Origin of the sequence: Sphingobium sp. B2D3A (assembly GCF_025961795.1) — a bacterium.
In the GTDB taxonomy this organism is placed as follows: domain Bacteria; phylum Pseudomonadota; class Alphaproteobacteria; order Sphingomonadales; family Sphingomonadaceae; genus Sphingobium.
The window spans coordinates 2,860,454-2,878,066 of record NZ_JAOQOI010000001.1; the positions used below are offsets into that span (position 1 = coordinate 2,860,454).

Consider the following 17,613-nt stretch of genomic DNA (forward strand, 5'->3'; position numbering starts at 1 on the left):
AAAAGGCGTGCTAGGGGCATTCTCGTTCACTAGGAAACCCACCCGCGACATAAGGGAAAAGCAGGCATAGCGTGGCAGAAGGACGGAAACAAACAGGCACGGTCGTCACCCGCTTTGCCCCCTCGCCTACGGGATATCTCCACATTGGCGGCGCACGCACGGCGCTGTTCAACTATCTTTTCTCCCGTCACCATGGCGGCAAGTTCCTGCTGCGCGTCGAGGATACCGACCGCGCCCGCTCAACCGAATCCGCGATCGAGGCGATCTTCGACGGCTTGAGCTGGCTGGGTCTTGCAGGCGATGATGAACCGGTCTTCCAGTTCGCGCGTGCGGCACGCCATGCCGAGGTCGCCAACGCCCTGCTCGATGCCGGCCATGCCTATAAATGCTTCGCGACGCCCGAAGAGCTGGCGGCCCTGCGCGAGCAGCAACGCGCCGCACGTCAGCCGATGCGCTATGACGGGCGCTGGCGCGACCGCGATCCCTCCGAAGGCGGCGATGCCCCCTATGTCATTCGCCTGAAGGCGGCCCGCGAGGGCGAAACCGTCATAGAAGATGCCGTGCAGGGCCGTGTGGTCGTGCAGAATGCCGAGCTCGACGACATGATCCTGCTCCGCTCGGACGGCACGCCAACCTATATGCTGGCCGTCGTTGTGGACGATCATGACATGGGCGTCACTCATGTGATCCGTGGCGATGACCATCTCAACAACGCCTTCCGCCAGCTCGGCATCATCCGCGCGATGGGCTGGCCCGAGCCGGTCTATGCGCACATCCCGCTGATTCACGGGCAGGATGGCGCCAAGCTCTCCAAGCGGCATGGCGCCATGGGCGTCGATGCCTATCGCGACGAGCTCGGCATGCTGCCGGAGGCCGTGAATAACTATCTGCTGCGACTCGGCTGGGGCCATGGCGATGATGAGATCATCAGCCGCGAGCAGGCCGTCGAATGGTTCGATCTGCCGGGCGTGGGTCGCTCGCCGTCGCGATTCGACCTCAAGAAGCTCGAAAATCTGAACGGCCATTACATTCGCGAGGCCGATGACGGTCGCCTCGCTCTGCTCGTCGCCGAACGGATGGATCCGCTGGACGACGATGCCGCGGCCCAAGCCCGTCTGCACCAGCTTGCGGCGATCATGCCCGCGCTCAAGCCCCGCGCCAAGACGCTGCTGGAGCTGACCGACGGCGCCGCGTTCCTGTTTGCCAAACGGCCGCTCGCGGTCGAGGAGGCTGCCGCCAAGCTGCTCGACGAGAATGCCCGATCTCTGCTCGGCACGGTGGTCGAACAGCTGCGGGCGCTGCCAGATTGGTCACTTGAGTCGCTTGAGGCGGCCATCCGCGCGATCGCGGAAGAGGCAGGCCTTGGCCTTGGAAAGATTGCACAGCCACTGCGCGTTGCTTTAACGGGACGGACGACGTCGCCCGGTATCTTCGACGTGCTACTCCATCTTGGTCGGGACGAAACCTTGGGCCGCCTGCAGGATCAGGCCGGACTCCTCCAGGCTTCCGGGTCCGGGCCGCAAATTTGAGCAATAAGGGGTGAAGGAATGAGCGACAGCACAGTCAAAATGACCGTCGAGGGCAAGGATCTCGAATGTAAGGTCGTGGAAGGTTCCGTCGGCCCCAAGGTCATCGACATTCGCAAGCTCTATGCCCAGACGGGCATGTTCACATATGATCCCGGCTTCACCTCAACGGCGAGCTGCGATTCGGCGCTGACCTATATCGATGGTGATGAGGGCGTGCTCCTTCACCGCGGCTATCCCATCGATCAGCTCGCCGAGCAGTCGAGCTTCATGGAAGTGGCCTATCTGCTGCTGCGCGGCTCGCTCCCCTCCAAGGACGAGTTCGAGCTGTTCGAGCGGACGATCACGCGCCACACGATGGTGCACGAGCAGCTCTCCACCTTCTTCCGCGGCTTCCGCCGCGATGCGCACCCCATGGCGATCATGTGCGGCGTGGTCGGCGCGCTCTCGGCCTTCTACCACGACTCCACGGACATCACCGATCCGCATCAGCGGATGATCGCGAGCCATCGCCTGATCGCCAAGATGCCGACGCTCGCGGCCATGGCCTACAAATATTCGGTCGGTCAGCCCTTCGTCTATCCGAGCAACGACCTGAGCTACACCGGTAACTTCCTGCGCATGACCTTCTCGGTGCCCGCCGAGGAGTATGTGGTCGACCCCGTCGTCGAGGCGGCGATGGACAAGATCTTCATCCTGCATGCCGACCACGAGCAGAACGCCTCCACCTCGACCGTGCGCCTGGCCGGTTCCTCGGGCGCCAATCCGTTTGCGTGCATCGCGGCGGGCATCGCCTGCCTGTGGGGCCCGGCGCATGGCGGCGCCAACGAAGCGGCGCTCAACATGCTCCGCGAGATCGGCACCGTGGATCGCATCCCGTCCTACATCGCCCGCGCCAAGAACAAGGACGATCCGTTCCGCCTGATGGGCTTCGGCCACCGGGTCTACAAGAACTACGATCCCCGCGCGAAGGTGATGCAGGCGACCGCCAAGGAAGTGCTGGACAAGCTGGGCGTCAGCGACCCCATCTTCGACGTCGCCCGCGAGCTGGAGCAGATCGCGCTGCACGACGAATATTTCATCGAGAAGAAGCTCTACCCGAATGTGGACTTCTACTCGGGCGTGATCCTGTCGGCGATCGGCTTCCCGACGGACATGTTCACGGTGCTCTTCGCCCTCGCCCGCACCGTCGGCTGGGTCGCGCAGTGGAACGAGATGATCTCGGACCCAGAGCAGAAGATCGGCCGTCCCCGTCAGCTCTACACCGGCCCGACGCAGCGCGATTATGTCCCGATGGACAAGCGCTGAGCCTCAGCTGGCTGATCCATGGATTAGAAAAAGGGGCGCCGGAAGCGCCTCTTTTTTTCTTGCCGGACAAATTCGAAGACCAAGCCGCGCCGCAATGGGCGCGGAAGCTCAAGCGGCTTTGCGGGTCTTGGCCAGCTTCTTGAGCAGCATGTCGCGCTTCAGGCGAGACAGATGGTCGATGAACAGAATGCCTTCAAGATGGTCCATCTCGTGCTGCAGGCAGGTCGCGAGCAGGCCTTCCAGCTCTTCCTCATGAATCCGCCCCTGCCGATCCATCCAGCTGGCGCGGATGCGCGCTGGCCGCTCGACCTCGGCATATTGGTCCGGCACGGAGAGGCAGCCCTCATTGTAGACCGAGCTTTCCGGAGACCCGTCGAGGATCTGCGGATTGATGAACACCAGCGGATTCCTGACCGGTGGTGCGCCTTCCTCCTCGGACTCGGGCTCCTGCAGATCGATCACCAGCACCCGCTTGGGCACGCCGACCTGAATGGCCGCCAGCCCGATACCCGGCGCATCGTACATGGTGTCGAACATGTCATCGATCAGCGTCTGCAAATCATCGTCGATCGCCTCGACGGGCGTCGAAATCGTCCGCAGAATCGGGTCCGGGGTCTCAAGGATCGGTCTAATGGCCATGCTGTCCAGATATGAAAGCCAAGGCGTGAGATCAAGCCGTTGTTAACGCTTTGTTCCGATCAGGCTGATCGAACGCGGCAGGATCTGCCCGCGTGTCCGCCCCTCAACCGATCGGCCGCCGCGCCCGCAGCGCCTGCGCCAGCGTGCCCTCATCGAGATAATCGAGTTCACCCCCAACCGGCACGCCATGGGCCAATTGCGTCAGCCGTACCGGATAGGACTCCAGCCGCTCAGCGATGTAATGGGCCGTCGTCTGCCCCTCCAGCGTGGCGTTCATCGCCAGCACCACTTCATCGATTCCGCCATCGGCGACGCGTTGGACAAGGCTGGCGATCGACAGGTCTTCGGGCCGCACGCCATCCAGCGCGGAGAGCCGGCCACCCAGCACGTGGAACCGCCCAGGAAACAGGCGCGACTTTTCCAGCGCCCACAGGTCCGCCACATCCTCCACCACGCACAAAGCGCGGGCATCGCGGCGAGTATCGGCGCAGATCGCACAGGGATCGATGGTGTCGACATTGCCGCAGACCGAACAATGCACCATCCGCTCGCTCACGCTTTCCAGCGCGCGCAGCAGCGGCACCATCGCCGCATCGCGCCGTTGCAGCAGGTGCAGCACCGCCCGTCGCGCCGAACGGGGGCCAAGGCCGGGCAGCCGGGCAAGCGCCTGCGTGAGCGCGTCGATCTCTGGCGAGGACATGACCGCCAAATAAGGGCTTGCGCTGCGATGATACAAGCGTTTCAGAGGGCCGCATGAAAGAGCCTTTGCGGATCGTCTTCATGGGAACGCCGGATTTCGCGGTGCCGACGCTCGATGCGTTGATTGATGCCGGTCATTCCGTGGTGGCGGTGTATACGCAGCCACCACGTCCGGCAGGTCGCGGCAAGGCGCCTCGCCCGAGCCCGGTGCAAGCCAGAGCGGAGGCGCTAGGCCTGCCGGTGCGGACGCCCCTTTCCCTGAATGACGCGGCCGAACAGGAGGTCTTCGACGCTTTCGAGGCGGACGTCGCCGTGGTCGCCGCCTACGGGCTGATCCTGCCGATCCCGGTCCTCCACGCCCCGCGCCTCGGCAGCCTCAACGTCCACGCCTCCCTGCTCCCCAGCTGGCGCGGCGCGGCACCGATCCAGCGTGCCATCCTCGCCGGCGACGAGCGTACCGGCGTCACCATCATGGCGATGGCCAAGGGTCTCGACACCGGGCCGATGCTGGCAAAGGTCAGCACGCCCGTGGACGGCAAGACCGCCGGCGCGCTGACCGACGAGCTGGCGCATGCCGGCGCCGCGTTGATGGTCAAGGTGCTCGATCAGATCGGGGCCTATCCGCCGATGATCCAGCCCGAGGATGGCGTGACCTATGCGGCCAAGATCGACAAGGCGGAGAGCCACCTCGATTTCACCGCCGGGCCGGTCGCGGCCGAACGGCAGGTGCGCGCCTTCAATCCCGCGCCGGGCGCATGGTTCGCGCACAAGGGCGAGCGCTACAAGGTTCTGGCTGCCTCAGTCGATTCTCAGCCCGGCCCCGCAGGAACCGTGCTCGACGAGGGTCTGCTGATCGGGTGCGGCGAACAGGGCTCGCTGCGCCCCACCCTCATCCAGCGCGCCGGCAAGGGCGCCATGGCCACCGCCGATCTGCTGCGTGGCACCGCCATTCCGGTCGGCACGCTTTTGGAATGACCCGCTTCGCTTTCACGGTCGAATATGACGGACGGCCCTATATGGGCTGGCAGCGCCAGGCCCATGGCCCGAGCGTGCAGCAATGCATCGAGGAAGCGCTGGGCCGCATCGCCGGCGGCGCGCCGATCGTCCATTGCGCCGGGCGCACCGACGCGGGCGTTCACGCCCTCGCCATGCGAGCGCATGTCGATCTGGACAAGGCGATCACGCCTTTTCGCCTGATGGAAGCGCTCAATGCCCATCTGCGACCCGAGCCGATCGCCATCCTGACCTGCGAAATCGTGCCGGAGGATTGGCACGCCCGCTTCTCCTGCGTCGCGCGCGCCTATGAGTATCGCATCCTTAACCGCCGCGCGCCGCTCACCTTCGAGCGCGGGCTTGTCTGGCGTGTGCCGCAGGTGCTGGACGCCGAGCGGATGCACGAGGCCGCACAGGCCCTGGTCGGCCGACATGATTTCACCACCTTCCGCTCCGCGCAATGCCAGGCGGACAGCCCCCACCGCACCCTCGCCCGGCTCGATGTCATGCGCGTTGGCGAGCGCATCACCGTTCACGCCAAGGCCCGCAGCTTCCTTCATCATCAGGTCCGCTCGATGGTGGGCTGCCTTGCCTTGGTCGGCACTGGCACATGGTCGCCCGATGACCTCAAGGCGGCGCTGGACGCGCGCAATCGCGCCGCGCTGGGGCATAATGCACCGCCGGACGGCCTTTATTTCATCTCGGCGGACTATCCCCTAACTGCCTGACAACACATTGTTAAAGCTCCCGGGCGCAGATTGGATGCTCAGATGGACATGCGAGCGGTGTCGCGAGGCAGGCTAAGACATGGAATTGGGGTATCTTCAGGCTGAACATATGGCGCTGCTCGAGCTGTGCCAGCAAGTTACGAGCCCGGCGACGCAGCGATCCGGCGCGGAGGTGGGCGAACTGATCGCGCTGCGCAGCAAGTTGAACCGCATCTTGATCCGCCATCTGGCCAAGGAGGACAAGCACCTCTATCCGGCCCTGCGCGCCAGCGGCAACGGCCGGATCGCCACGCTCGCCTCGCAATATCATGCGGAGACCGGCCATCTGGGCGATCTGTGGGCCGATCTGATGAAAGCCTGGCCGGACTGTCGGATTTTCCAGGAGCCCGACGCCTTTCGCGCCGCCCTCAGGCCCGCGCTGGAGGCTCTGGTCGACCGCATCCAGCGGGAAGAGCAGATGCTCTATCCGGCCTATCTGGAGTCGCAGGGCCTGAGTGGGATCGGGATTGCGCCCGATCAGACATCAGCCGCCTAACGCGTATCAATCCTCTTCGACTAGCAACTCAGCGGCCGGAGCATGACCCAGGAAGGCCGCCGGACTGGCGCTCGCGCCATAAGCGCCGGCCATGAACAGCGCGACGAGATCGCCGACCGCGACAGGCGGGAGCATCACGGCATCGCCGAGCCGATCCAGCGGCGTGCAGAGGCAACCGACCACATGGACCGGCTCGCTCGCCGGCGGCTCGTCGAAGCGGTTTGCCAGCGCAATCGGGTAATTGCGGCGGACCACCGTGCCGAAATTGCCGCTGGCGGCGAGCTGATGGTGCAGGCCGCCATCCACCACAGCGAAAGTCTCGCCGCGGCTTTGCTTCACGTCGATCACGCGGCAGAGATAGATGCCAGCCTCCGCCACCAAGAAGCGCCCCAGCTCGAGCGCGAACCGGCTCTCGCGCAGGATCGCGGGACGGTCGGCCAGCAGACGGTTCAGCCCGTCGCCGATGATGGAGATGTCGAGCGGCAGGTCACCGGGGAAATAGGGCACCCCGAAGCCGCCGCCGAGATTGACCAGCGGCGGGCTTAGCCCCACCTCCTCCGACAAGCGCGCGACAAGCTCCATGGTGGCCGACTGGGCCGCAACGATGGCCTGCACATCCAGCGATTGCGACCCCGCAAAGACATGCCAACCGCGCCATTCCGCTCCTGCGGCGATCAGGTGGCGGGTCAGTGCGGCCGCACGATCGGCATCCACGCCGAAGGGCCGCGCGCCGCCGCCCATCCGCATGCCCGAGCCTTTCAGCTCGAAATCGGGATTGACGCGCACCGCGAGCCGGGGCCGGACATTGGCGCGTGCAGCCAGCGCGAGTGCGCGCTCAGCCTCGCCTTCCGACTCCAGGTTGATCGTCACGCCCGCCGCAAGGGCGTCGTCCAGTTCTCGGTCGGTCTTGCCCGGTCCGGCAAAGCTGATCCGGCTGCCGTCCACCCCGGCTGCCCGCGCCATTTCCAGTTCTCCGGCGGAGGCAATGTCGAACCCGTCCACCAGCTCCCCCATGAGTGCGAGAAGCGGCGCGAAGGGATTGGCCTTCATCGCATAATGGAGATCGACCCCAGCCGGCATGGCCGCCCGCAGGGCCGCTACGCACTGGCGGAGCTTGCCGGCGTCATAGAGAAAGGCCGGCGTTTCCCCGATCTGATCGATCAGCGCGGCCACGCCCTGTCCGCCGACCAGCAGCACGCCGCCGTCGCTCTCATAACCGGGCGGGATCGGGCCCATCGGCTTGGGCTTGAGGGACGTCATGCCAAGCCCTCCCCGGCCAGCGCGGCGAGCGCCACGCGGTCGATCTTGCCATTGGGGTTACGCGGCATCTGCGACAAAATCCTGATCTCCGCCGGTTGCATGAAATTGGGCAGCGTCTGCCGCAACTGCGCGGACAGACGCTCGCCGAGCGCGTCGCGATCGGTCTCGCATAATGCCGCTTCCGCCCGCACGAACAGCACGATGGCTTGGCCAAGGCGCTCATCCGCGCGACCAAGCGCACAGGCTTCGGCCACGCCCGCGACGGCCACCGCCGCCTCCTCCACCTCGCTCGGGCTGATGCGATTGCCGGCGCTCTTGATCATCGCGTCGTCCCGGCCGACGAAGCGCAGCAGGCCCTCGCCATCGCGCACCACGGTGTCGCCGGACCATACCGCCATGCCGCGATAAGCGGAAGCAGCCGGCGCCGGCTTGAACCGCTCCGCCGTCCGTGCTGCATCCTGCCAATAGCCTTGCGCCACCAGCGGGCCGCTATGAACCAGTTCGCCGGGCTCATCATCGGCGGTCAATGTGCCATCGGGGCGCACGACGAGCACTTCTGCATCCGGTATCGCCTGGCCGATGCTGTCGGGGTGGCGATCCAGCAGCGCGGGGGGCAGGTAGGTGGAGCGAAACGCCTCGGTCAGGCCATACATGGCAAACACATCCACGCCGGGGAACGTCTCGCGCAAGCGGGCGATCAGCGGACGGGTAAGCGCCCCTCCGCTATTGGTGATCCGGCGCAAGGCTGCGCGGGCTTCCGGCGGCCAGTCGATCTCGGTCAATTGCACCCACAGCGGCGGGACGCCGGCCAGCGTCGTGATCGCATGCCGGGCAGCGACTTTCGCGACCTCGCGCGGCAGCAGATAATCGAGCGGCACCACACATCCGCCGGCCCACCATGTCGAGAGCAGTTGGTTCTGCCCATAATCAAAGCTGAGCGGCAGGAGCGCGAGAGTACGGTCCGTCGCGTCGAGACCGAGGTAGCCGGCCACTGACCGCGCGCCGATCATCAGATTGGCGTGGCTGAGCATCACGCCCTTGGGCCTCCCGGTCGAACCCGATGTATAGAGAATCTCGGCCAGATCGTCGGGGCGTCCCGTGCCGGGCGGCAACGTCGCGGCGTCCGCATCCTCAATCACAGCGAGCAGCGCGGCCTCTTCCACGCGCGCCACAGCCTCGGCCAGATCGCCTGGCTCCAGCGTCCCTAGCCGCGCTGGCTGCGAGATCAGCATCCCCGCGCCGCTATCCCGCACGATATGGGCAACCTGCGCCCGCTTGAGCAGCGGATTGATCGGCACATAGACATGCCCGGCCCGCACCACGGCCAGGGGCAGCAGCGCTGCCAGAAGGCCCTTGGGCAGCCACGCCGCCACCCGACTGCCGGCGGGCGCGCCTGCCCCGTCGAGACGCGCGGCGAGCAGGTGCGCGAGCCGCCCCACCAACTGCTCCATCGTCGCATAATCGACCGCGCCGAACTTGCCCGCCAGAGCAATGGCAGTCGGCTCGCCCTGCTGCGTCAGATGGTCGAGGGGCGGTGGCATCCTCCGCCCATATCACGTTCTTTCAAGGCATGAATAGGCGCGCACGTGGCGAACGTGGATCGGCCGCAACAGTCGGGCAAGATCGGCCCGGCCCCGCATCGCCATGCTTTCCAAAATGATATCGACCCGCTAGGGGCCCGATGATGCAGACGAGCCAGGATCGAGAGGGCAATGGCGCCTCCAACAGCGCGGCCAGCGATGCGTTGCGCGCATCGCTCGTGGATGTGCTCGGGCTCTCCCCGCAGCGTGTCGATCTGTTCGACGCCGACACGGGTCTGTTCGGGTCGCTGCCGGAACTGGATTCCATGGCTGTCGCCACCTTGCTGACCGATCTTGAGGATCGGCTCGATATCGTCATCGATGATGATGATGTGGATATGGACAGCTTCGAGACATTCGGCAGTCTGGCCGCCATGCTGAGCCGCAAACTGGACAGCCGCGCCGCCTGACAGGCGTACTCCTCCGTATCCGCTTTTCGCACGTAGCGCTGCACCGCGTCATCGGTTTGCATCAAATGCAATCGCTCCGCCGCTTTTTGCGTTTGTGAGCCATGGTGCAGCGCAGCACTATGACCACGGAAGAACATGGGATGCCGAGCAAGGCTCTTTTGCAACTGACAAAGGAGACTGTTCGTGAAAAATGCTTTTTTTGCCGCCGCACTGCTTTCGTTTGCCGTCGTCACACCCGGCCACGCGAAAGAGGCTGAGAAGACCTTCACGCATGAAGGCGTCAGCTACACCTACACCGTCACCGAACTCGGCGACAGCCGCCGGGTGATCGAGGGCCGCGCAACGCCCGGCTCGACCTTCCGTCTCACCGTCGCCAAGGGCCGCGTGATCGGCAGCGCCAACGGCATGCCGGTATCCTTCCGCGTGAAGGATGCGGTCCTGCTGAACGAGACGCCGCTGACCAAGGTTGCCTCGCGCTAATCGCGACACGTGACCCGTCTGGGCTCGCGCTCAGGCTCAGTACAAAGGAAAGCCGGGCAGACCTTCGCGGTCGCCCGGCTTTTCACATTCTAGTTCACCGTGATGCCGCGCTCAGGCCGGCACATGCTCGCGCTGAGATTCAAAGTCGGCTTCCGCGAGGAACCGCTCGGCATCTAGCGCCGCCATGCAGCCCATGCCGGCCGCCGTCACCGCCTGACGGTAGATCTTGTCCGTCACGTCGCCGGCCGCGAACACGCCCGGAATGCTGGTACGGCTCGTGCCTTTCTCGACGACCAGATAGCCTTCATCGAGCGGCAGCTTGCCCTCGAACAGCTCGGTTGCCGGCTTGTGCCCGATGGCGACGAACGCGCCGTCCGTCTCGATATGGCTCTTCTCGCCCGTCTCGGTATCGATCAGATCGACACCGACGAGACCTTCCGGATCGCCACCGCCGACAAACCGCTCGACGGCCTTGTTCCACACCACCTTGATGTTGGGATGGGCGAACAGGCGATCCTGCAGGATTTTTTCCGCGCGCAGACTGTCGCGGCGGTGGATCAGCGTCACATCATGGCTGTGATTGGTGAGGTACAGCGCCTCTTCGACTGCGGTGTTGCCGCCGCCGATCACCACCACCTTCTTGCCGCGATAGAAAAAGCCATCGCAGGTCGCGCAGGCCGAGACGCCCTTGCCCTGCAGCAGATGCTCGCTCTCCAGCCCCAGCCACTTGGCCTGCGCGCCGGTCGCGATGACCAGCGTATCGCCATAATATTCGGTGCCGCCGTCGCCAGTCAGCTTGAACGGGCGCTTGCTGAGGTCGACGTCGACGATCTGGTCGTACATCATCTGCGTGCCGACATGCTCGGCCTGCGCCTGCATCTCTTCCATCAGCCACGGGCCCTGAATGACCTCGCGGAAGCCGGGATAATTCTCGACATCGGTGGTGATAGTCAGCTGACCGCCCGGCTGCATCCCCTGCACGACAATCGGCGCCATGCCGGCGCGCGCGGCGTAGATGGCGGCCGAAAGACCGGCCGGCCCGGAGCCGAGAATGATCATGCGCGAGCTGTGCGTGGCGGTCATGGGTCGATGTCTTCCTTCGCGGAGAGATAGGTCAGATCGTCGCTGGCACTGCCTAGCGAACGTCATTCGCATTTAGGGTTTGTGGCGCGGAACTCAATGCTCGGCGGACGAGGTTGGCCTTCAAATCGCCCCTCCTCTGAAGAGGAGGGGCTCAGATTAGGCACTACGATCCCGCGCCGATCATCGAGGGCAGCGAATCAAAGCCGGACTTCAGCACCTCTCCCCATTGCCGGGAAATGGTCGAGAATTCCGGGTCGTCTGCTTCGATTCGGCGACGGACGCTGAACTCATATTGATCGCGTGGGATGATGCTCAGATCGAGCGGCATCCCGACCGACAGGTTGGAGCGCAGCGTCGAATCCATGGAGACGCACACCGCCTTGGCGGCATCCGAGAGCGACGTGGTCGGCTTGATCATCCGGTCAAGGATCGGCTTGCCATATTTGTGCTCGCCGATCTGGAAGAAGGGCGTGTCCGCCGTCGCTTCGATGAAATTGCCCTGCGAGTAGACCAGGTAAAGGCGGGGCTTGCCACCCTTGCGCTGCCCGCACAGCAGGATGCTGGCACTCAGCGACGGGCTCGTGCCGCTCATCCCCTCGCGCATTTCCTTCTGAACCGCCTTCATCGCCTCGCCGACCAGATGGGCGGCGCGGTGCATGGTGGCGCAGTTCAGCAGGGTCTCAACCTCGGGATTGTCGACCGCGTCCTTCATGGCGCGGGAGAGCTTGGTGCGCACTTCCTGCGTGACCGAGAGGCTCCCGGAACACAGCAGCGCAATCGCCCGCTCGCCAGGGCGCTCATAAGTGAAGGTCTTGCGGAACATGCCGATATTGTCGAGCCCGGCATTGGTCCGCGTGTCAGAGAGCATCACCAGGCCAGCCTCGACCCGCAATGCCACGCAATACGTCATTTTAAGCCCCTTTTTCATGCCCGCACCGAGCCGCCCGCCCGACTCACTGTTGCGTCTGCGATTGTGCGGTATCCTCAGATGGCAGACTGGCAATCTGCACGTCGTGCGACAATGCGGTTTCGCCCCCTGCGATCATCACGCCCCGAATCGGCGCGGCATCTGCGGCATCAAGGCCACAGCACAGGCGCACATGCCCCTCCACCGGGCAGAGGCCCAGGGTAATATCGAACCCGATCCAGCCCAGCCCCTCTACCCAGGCTTCCGCCCAGGCATGGGGCTCATGGTCGCTATCCGGCCGCTCGTCGTCCCGCAGATAGCCGACCACATAGCGGGCCGGAATCAACAGGCTGCGCGCCGCTGCAATGAAGACATGCGCCTGATCCTGGCACACCCCCGATTTCTGGGCAAAGGCCTGCGCGGCTGTGGTTTCCATGCTGGTGCTGCCGGATCGATATTCGATCTCATCGTGCACCAGATCAGAGAGGGCGTGGAGGCTGGCGAGCACGCCCTCCTCCCGTCGCGCGCGCTGGGCCAGATCGGCAATCGCCGGGTCGATCTCGGTCAGCGGTGTTGCGCGCAGGAACAACTGGGGCCGTACCGCGCCATCGGCAGGCTTGAGCACACCGGCGCGATCGACTGTCCGCACCGTCCCTTCTGACAGGATCGTGACGCTGTCGACCCGTCCGGGCGCGCGCCACACGGCCTCCGCATCGCCATAACCGTTGACGATCCAGCGTTCGATGGGCTGGCCGTTCGCTGTCACCGTCCATTGCTCGACGGTTTGCGCGTTGCTGGTCGCCGGCAGCAGGCGCAGGCGCATGACCACGCCGCCAGCCTCCTCCTCATACCGATAGACAGTCTCGTGACGGATCGTGATCCGCATGGCCCGGTCGCCTCCCGCTCAGCCGAAATGATAGGCTTGTGCGATTTCGTGCCCAAGCATGTTGCACTGGACAATCTTGCTCTGGACGGTTTCGTGCAAGCCCCGGCGGAAAATATCTCCGCTATTGGCCTGCGCGAGCGTCTCCACCATCTCCTCGCTGCGCAGATTGGCCGGCGTGCGCTGACCGTGCCAACTGGCCAGCCGCTGCAGCCGATAGGCGATCTGATCGAAGCAATAGAGCGTGCTGCGCGGAAACTGGCGGTTGAGCATCAGAAAATCGGTGATCTGCGCCGGCGTGTAGGAGCCACCATAGACATGGTGATAGGCGCGGCTGCCCGACAGCGCGTGCAGCACCGAGGTCCATTGATAATGGTCGCGGTGACCGCCGACCACTTCGGTCTCCGGCAGCAGGACGTAATATTTGACGTCCAGCAGCCGCAACGTCATCTGCGCCCGCTCCAGCGCGCCACCGACCCGCAGGAAATCATGCCCCTCGTTACGCAACTGGCCGCTCTCGGTGGCGCCGCGGAAGATCATCGCGCGGGTCTTCACCCAATCGATGATCTCGGCGAATTCACGGCGCGCATCGTTGACGCCATAGGTTTCCAGTTTGCGCCAGCCCTCGTTGAGCGCTTCCCACATCTCCTGGGTAAGCGCGGTGCGCACCGACTTGCCGTTCTGCCGTGCCCGCGCGAGACAGGCGCGGATGGAGGCCGGGTTATCGGCATTCAGGATGAGATGTTCGACGATGTCGCTCTCGCGGATAATGGCATCCTTGCCGAACACATCCTCGCACTCGGTGACCTGCACGACCGAGCGCCACTCGTCGCGCATCGTCGCGCCGGGCAGGATGGTCATCCGCTGCCCCATGGTGAGCAGCCGCGCGGTCGCTTCGGCGCGCTCCATGTAGCGGGCCATCCAGAACAGATTTTCGGCGGTCCGGCTCAGCATGGGCGGCCTCCCTTTGGTTGGACCTGCATGTCGCAAACGGCCTCGCGCATCATGGCCGCCTCTCTCATCGCAGCCCCCCTCACCGCAGCACCCACGTGTCTTTGACGCCGCCGCCCTGGCTTGAATTCACCACCAGCGATCCTTCCGCCAGCGCAACCCGCGTCAACCCTCCGGGCACCAGCCTGATCTCCTTGCCGACAAGGCAGAAGGGCCGGAAATCGACATGGCGCTGCACCAGCCCGACCGGCCCGAGTGTGGGCGCGGCCGAAAGGTCGAGCGTCGGCTGCGCAATGAACTCGGAGGGATTGGCGCGGATGCGCCCAGCATAAGCCTCGATCTCGCTCGCGCTGGCCTTGGGGCCGATCAGCATCCCATAGCCGCCCGAGCCGTGGACTTCCTTCACGACCAGCTCGGGGAGATGGTCCATCACATAGGCGAAATCGTCCGGCTTGGAACATTGCCAAGTCGGCACATTCTGCAGGATCGCCGTCTCGCCCAGATAGAAGCGGATCATCTCCGGAACATAGACGTAGATCGCCTTGTCATCCGCGATGCCCGCACCGGGCGCGGAGCAGAGCGTCACGCCGCCGCCGCGATAGGCATTGAACAGGCCCGGCACGCCCAGCAGGCTATCGGGCCGGAAGGCGAGCGGATCGATGAAATCATCGTCGATGCGCCGGTAGATCACATCCACCCGGCGCGGCCCGCGCGTCGTCTGCATGAAGACCAGCCCATCTTCCACGAAGAGATCGGCCGGCTCGACCAGCTCGACGCCCATCAGGTCGGCGAGATAGCTATGCTCATAATAAGCGCTGTTGAACGAGCCAGGGGTGAGCACCACGACCTGCGGCACGCCCTTGCAGGCGGGCGGCGCCACCTCCTGCAGCGAACGCAGCAGCTGGCTCGGATAATCGTCCACCGGCGCGACACGCTGCCGGGCGAACAGCTCCGGGAACATCCGCGTCATGATCTCGCGGTTTTCGAGCATATAGGAGACGCCGGAGGGTGTGCGGCAATTGTCCTCCAGCACCATGAAGTCGTCGAGCCCGGTGCGGACGATGTCGATGCCGACGATATGGCTGTAGACCCTGCCCGGCGGGGTGAAGCCGGCCATCTCCGGCTTGTAGGCCTTGTTCTGATAGACGATGTCGCCCGGCACGATCCCGGCGCGGATGATTTCGCCGCGATTATAGACGTCGAGCAGGAAGGCATTGAGCGCCGCCGCGCGCTGGCGAATGCCGGCTTCCAGGCGCGCCCATTCCGCAGCGGTGAAGATGCGCGGCAGCAGATCGAAGGGAATAAGCCGCTCTGGGTCGCCGCCCTCCCCGTACACAGCAAAGGTGATGCCGATGCGCCGGAAGATCGCTTCCGCCTCGCTCAATCGTCGGTGCAACCCCTCGATGCCGGTCTCATCCACCCATTGCTGAACCACCGCGTAACAATCGCGAACGTCTCCAGCCTCACCCAGCATCTCGGAACATGTCATCAGCGTATGCGTTTCTCTATCTTATTGTGCATTGCAGCATAGTGAGCCGGGGAAATTCAAAATCAAGAGTAAAAATCGCGGGAGGGACGATCGCGTTCCGCGCGGTTAAAAATATCTGGGCAAGGCGCTGCAGCGGATTGACGCACCGCGAAAAATATGGCCGATTACCGCCGTTTTCCTACTTCATGCTGGACGGATGGTGATTTTCCGTGCATGGGAGCGCGCATGGACTTTTGGCTGGCCCTTCGCCTTACGCGACTTACGCGCCCTTAGGCGCGATACCCGAGCGGTTGCCGCAGGCGGCCCGCTGCGCCTAAGGGCCTTTTAGCCACAGAATCAGATCCTCATCAGTGCAAATGGATAGCGCCTGCGTGCATTTGGCTGTGAACAATGAAATGTCCGAACCATGATGCTGAGCGACCCGTCACAGAAATACCGTCCCTTCCCGCAAGTGGACCTGCCCGACCGGCAGTGGCCCTCGCGCACGATCACGCAGCCGCCCCGCTGGCTCTCGACCGATCTGCGCGATGGCAATCAGGCGCTGATCGATCCGATGGATACCGAGAAGAAGACCCGCTTCTTCGAGCTGCTGACCCGCGTCGGTCTCAAGGAGATCGAGGTCGGCTTCCCCTCGGCCGGCGCGACCGAGTTCGATTTCATCTCCGGTCTCGTCAAATCAGGCCGCATCCCTGACGATGTCATTATTCAGGTGCTCACGCAGGCCCGCCGTGACCTCATCGAGCGCACCTTCGAGAGCCTGCAGGGTGCACGGCAGGCTATCGTCCACGTCTACAACGCCGTCTCTCCGGCGTGGCGGCGGATCGTGTTCAACATGGAGCGGCCGCAGATCAAGCAGATCTCCGTCGATGCCGCGAAGATCATTCGCGACGAAGCCGCCAAGCAACCGGACACTGACTGGCGGTTCGAGTACAGCCCGGAAACCTTCTCCACCGCCGAGCTGGATTTCAGCCTGGAGTGCTGCGAGGCGGTGATGGACATTCTCCAGCCCACGCCGGAGAAGCCGCTGATCCTCAACCTGCCCGCCACGGTCGAGGCCGCGACGCCCAATATCTATGCCGACCAGATCGAATGGTTCTGCCGCCATATCCGGAACCGCGACAGCGTGGTCATCTCGCTGCACCCGCATAATGACCGGGGCACCGGCGTGGCGGCGGCGGAGCTGGGTCTGATGGCCGGCGCCGATCGCGTCGAGGGCTGCCTGTTCGGCAACGGCGAGCGCACCGGCAATTGCGATCTGGTGACCGTGGCACTCAATCTTTACACGCAGGGCGTCTCGCCGGGCCTCGACTTCTCCAACATGGAAGAGGTCGTGCAGACGGTGACCTACTGCAACCAGCTCCCCGTCCACCCGCGCCATCCTTATGCGGGCGATCTGGTGTTCACGGCCTTCTCCGGCAGCCATCAGGATGCGATCAAGAAGGGTTTCGCCGCGCAGGAACAGCGCAATGACGAGATCTGGGACGTGCCTTATCTGCCCATCGATCCGGCGGATATCGGCTGCTCCTATGAAGCGGTGATCCGCGTCAACTCGCAGTCCGGCAAGGGCGGCGTCGCCTGGGTGCTGCAGCAGGACAAGGGCCTCAAGCTGCCTAAGCGGATGCAGGGCGATTTTTCCAAGGTCGTGCAGGACATGGCGGACAAGTCCAGCCGTGAGCTGCATGCCGCCGACATCTGGGAGGCGTTCGAGCAGCATTACTGCCTCGCCGGCGCACAGCCCTATGCGCTGGTCGATTATGTCGAGAGCGGCCCCGCCGGGAACCGCGTGTTCACCGGCAAGATCGTCCATGATGGCAAGGAGCGCAGCATTTCGGGCCGGGGCAATGGCCTGATTTCGTCGGTTCTCTCGGCCCTGCGCGATGAACTCGGCATCGGGCTCGACGTTGTCGACTATAATGAGCACGCCATCGGCACCGGCGGCAACGTCCGCGCAGCGGCCTATGTCGAATGCCGCACCGATGATGGCACCACATTCTTCGGGGTCGGCACGGATGAAGACGTGGCGACGGCATCGGTGAAGGCCGTGCTGTCAGTCGTGAACGCCTATCACCGCCGCCAGAATGCAGCAGCGAAGGCTGCCTGACAGGCCCGATCCTTCAGAACATCGATAAACCCGGCCGGAGC

17 protein-coding genes are annotated in these 17,613 nt (G+C 64.4%); 8 read left to right on the forward strand and 9 right to left on the reverse strand.

What is annotated here, in order from left to right:
• Positions 1–71 precede the first annotated feature (71 nt).
• Both gltX and M2337_RS13285 read left to right on the forward strand, forming a co-directional pair.
• Positions 72–1,529 carry a glutamate--tRNA ligase gene (gltX, locus tag M2337_RS13280; protein ID WP_264570635.1) on the forward strand — a complete coding sequence of 486 codons (1,458 nt, stop codon included), beginning with the start codon at positions 72–74 and terminating at the stop codon, positions 1,527–1,529.
• An 18-nt stretch (positions 1,530–1,547) separates the two neighbouring features.
• Positions 1,548–2,834: a citrate synthase gene (locus M2337_RS13285; RefSeq protein ID WP_264570636.1), complete on the forward strand. Its 1,287-nt coding sequence runs from the start codon at positions 1,548–1,550 to the stop codon at positions 2,832–2,834.
• 108 nt (positions 2,835–2,942) lie between these two features.
• Here the strand turns inward: M2337_RS13285 and def are convergent, their stop codons facing one another.
• Both def and recR read right to left on the reverse strand, forming a co-directional pair.
• Positions 2,943–3,473 carry a peptide deformylase gene (def, locus tag M2337_RS13290; RefSeq protein WP_264570637.1) on the reverse strand — a complete coding sequence of 177 codons (531 nt, stop codon included), beginning with the start codon at positions 3,471–3,473 and terminating at the stop codon, positions 2,943–2,945.
• A gap of 103 nt (positions 3,474–3,576) precedes the next feature.
• Entirely contained in the window at positions 3,577–4,173 is a 597-nt protein-coding gene (gene recR, locus M2337_RS13295) for a recombination mediator RecR (RefSeq protein WP_264570638.1), read from the reverse strand.
• 65 nt (positions 4,174–4,238) lie between these two features.
• On the opposite strand from recR, the gene fmt reads away from it, so the two are divergent.
• The 3 genes from fmt (at position 4,239) to M2337_RS13310 (ending at position 6,428) form a co-directional block, all read left to right on the forward strand.
• Positions 4,239–5,147, forward strand: coding sequence for a methionyl-tRNA formyltransferase (gene fmt / locus M2337_RS13300; protein ID WP_264572266.1), 909 nt, complete (start codon positions 4,239–4,241; stop codon positions 5,145–5,147).
• Positions 5,144–5,893 carry a tRNA pseudouridine(38-40) synthase TruA gene (gene truA, locus M2337_RS13305; RefSeq protein ID WP_264570639.1) on the forward strand — a complete coding sequence of 250 codons (750 nt, stop codon included), beginning with the start codon at positions 5,144–5,146 and terminating at the stop codon, positions 5,891–5,893. The genes fmt and truA overlap by 4 nt, the downstream gene beginning before the upstream one ends.
• 79 nt (positions 5,894–5,972) lie before the next feature.
• Entirely contained in the window at positions 5,973–6,428 is a 456-nt protein-coding gene (locus M2337_RS13310; protein WP_264570640.1) for a hemerythrin domain-containing protein, read from the forward strand.
• Positions 6,429–6,434: 6 nt separating this feature from the next.
• Here M2337_RS13310 and M2337_RS13315 read toward each other — a convergent pair whose 3' ends face one another.
• On the reverse strand, positions 6,435–7,688 hold the full coding sequence (locus M2337_RS13315; protein WP_264570641.1) for a pyridoxal-dependent decarboxylase, exosortase A system-associated: 1,254 nt from the start codon (positions 7,686–7,688) through the stop codon (positions 6,435–6,437).
• A complete protein-coding gene (locus M2337_RS13320) occupies positions 7,685–9,229 on the reverse strand; it encodes an acyl-CoA ligase (AMP-forming), exosortase A system-associated (protein WP_264570642.1) in 1,545 nt (514 codons plus the stop codon). The genes M2337_RS13315 and M2337_RS13320 overlap by 4 nt, the downstream gene beginning before the upstream one ends.
• Before the next feature lie 143 nt (positions 9,230–9,372).
• Here M2337_RS13320 and M2337_RS13325 point away from each other — a divergent pair, with 143 nt between their 5' ends.
• Complete coding sequence (locus M2337_RS13325) at positions 9,373–9,678, forward strand: phosphopantetheine-binding protein (RefSeq protein ID WP_264572267.1); 306 nt, start codon at positions 9,373–9,375, stop codon at positions 9,676–9,678.
• A gap of 183 nt (positions 9,679–9,861) precedes the next feature.
• On the forward strand, positions 9,862–10,158 hold the full coding sequence (locus tag M2337_RS13330) for a hypothetical protein (protein ID WP_264570643.1): 297 nt from the start codon (positions 9,862–9,864) through the stop codon (positions 10,156–10,158).
• Between the two features lie 111 nt (positions 10,159–10,269).
• On the opposite strand, the gene trxB is transcribed toward M2337_RS13330, so the two are convergent.
• The 5 genes from trxB to M2337_RS13355 all read right to left on the reverse strand — a co-directional run bounded on the left by trxB (position 10,270) and on the right by M2337_RS13355 (position 15,471).
• A complete protein-coding gene (gene trxB / locus M2337_RS13335) occupies positions 10,270–11,241 on the reverse strand; it encodes a thioredoxin-disulfide reductase (protein ID WP_181559950.1) in 972 nt (323 codons plus the stop codon).
• Between the two features lie 163 nt (positions 11,242–11,404).
• The gene (locus M2337_RS13340; RefSeq protein ID WP_181559951.1) at positions 11,405–12,151 is read right to left on the reverse strand and encodes a peptidase; all 747 of its coding nucleotides are present in this window, start codon (positions 12,149–12,151) and stop codon (positions 11,405–11,407) included.
• Between the two features lie 43 nt (positions 12,152–12,194).
• Entirely contained in the window at positions 12,195–13,034 is an 840-nt protein-coding gene (locus M2337_RS13345) for a transglutaminase family protein (protein ID WP_264570644.1), read from the reverse strand.
• 18 nt (positions 13,035–13,052) lie between these two features.
• The gene (locus tag M2337_RS13350; protein WP_181559953.1) at positions 13,053–13,985 is read right to left on the reverse strand and encodes an alpha-E domain-containing protein; all 933 of its coding nucleotides are present in this window, start codon (positions 13,983–13,985) and stop codon (positions 13,053–13,055) included.
• A 79-nt stretch (positions 13,986–14,064) separates the two neighbouring features.
• Positions 14,065–15,471, reverse strand: a complete 1,407-nt coding sequence (locus tag M2337_RS13355) for a circularly permuted type 2 ATP-grasp protein (RefSeq protein ID WP_181559954.1) — start codon at positions 15,469–15,471, stop codon at positions 14,065–14,067.
• 406 nt (positions 15,472–15,877) lie between these two features.
• On the opposite strand from M2337_RS13355, the gene leuA reads away from it, so the two are divergent.
• Entirely contained in the window at positions 15,878–17,572 is a 1,695-nt protein-coding gene (leuA, locus tag M2337_RS13360) for a 2-isopropylmalate synthase (RefSeq protein WP_264570645.1), read from the forward strand.
• Positions 17,573–17,613 lie beyond the last annotated feature (41 nt).

Coding starts and splice junctions, on each gene's coding strand:
- M2337_RS13340 (WP_181559951.1), bottom strand. CDS start 12,151: ATGACGTATTGCGTGGCATTGCGGGTCGAGGCTGGCCTGGTGATGCTC.
- M2337_RS13325 (WP_264572267.1), top strand. CDS start 9,373: ATGCAGACGAGCCAGGATCGAGAGGGCAATGGCGCCTCCAACAGCGCG.
- M2337_RS13350 (WP_181559953.1), bottom strand. CDS start 13,985: ATGCTGAGCCGGACCGCCGAAAATCTGTTCTGGATGGCCCGCTACATG.
- recR (WP_264570638.1), bottom strand. CDS start 4,173: ATGTCCTCGCCAGAGATCGACGCGCTCACGCAGGCGCTTGCCCGGCTG.
- M2337_RS13315 (WP_264570641.1), bottom strand. CDS start 7,688: ATGACGTCCCTCAAGCCCAAGCCGATGGGCCCGATCCCGCCCGGTTAT.
- M2337_RS13310 (WP_264570640.1), top strand. CDS start 5,973: ATGGAATTGGGGTATCTTCAGGCTGAACATATGGCGCTGCTCGAGCTG.
- trxB (WP_181559950.1), bottom strand. CDS start 11,241: ATGACCGCCACGCACAGCTCGCGCATGATCATTCTCGGCTCCGGGCCG.
- truA (WP_264570639.1), top strand. CDS start 5,144: ATGACCCGCTTCGCTTTCACGGTCGAATATGACGGACGGCCCTATATG.
- leuA (WP_264570645.1), top strand. CDS start 15,878: ATGATGCTGAGCGACCCGTCACAGAAATACCGTCCCTTCCCGCAAGTG.
- def (WP_264570637.1), bottom strand. CDS start 3,473: ATGGCCATTAGACCGATCCTTGAGACCCCGGACCCGATTCTGCGGACG.
- M2337_RS13345 (WP_264570644.1), bottom strand. CDS start 13,034: ATGCGGATCACGATCCGTCACGAGACTGTCTATCGGTATGAGGAGGAG.
- M2337_RS13320 (WP_264570642.1), bottom strand. CDS start 9,229: ATGCCACCGCCCCTCGACCATCTGACGCAGCAGGGCGAGCCGACTGCC.
- M2337_RS13355 (WP_181559954.1), bottom strand. CDS start 15,471: ATGACATGTTCCGAGATGCTGGGTGAGGCTGGAGACGTTCGCGATTGT.
- M2337_RS13285 (WP_264570636.1), top strand. CDS start 1,548: ATGAGCGACAGCACAGTCAAAATGACCGTCGAGGGCAAGGATCTCGAA.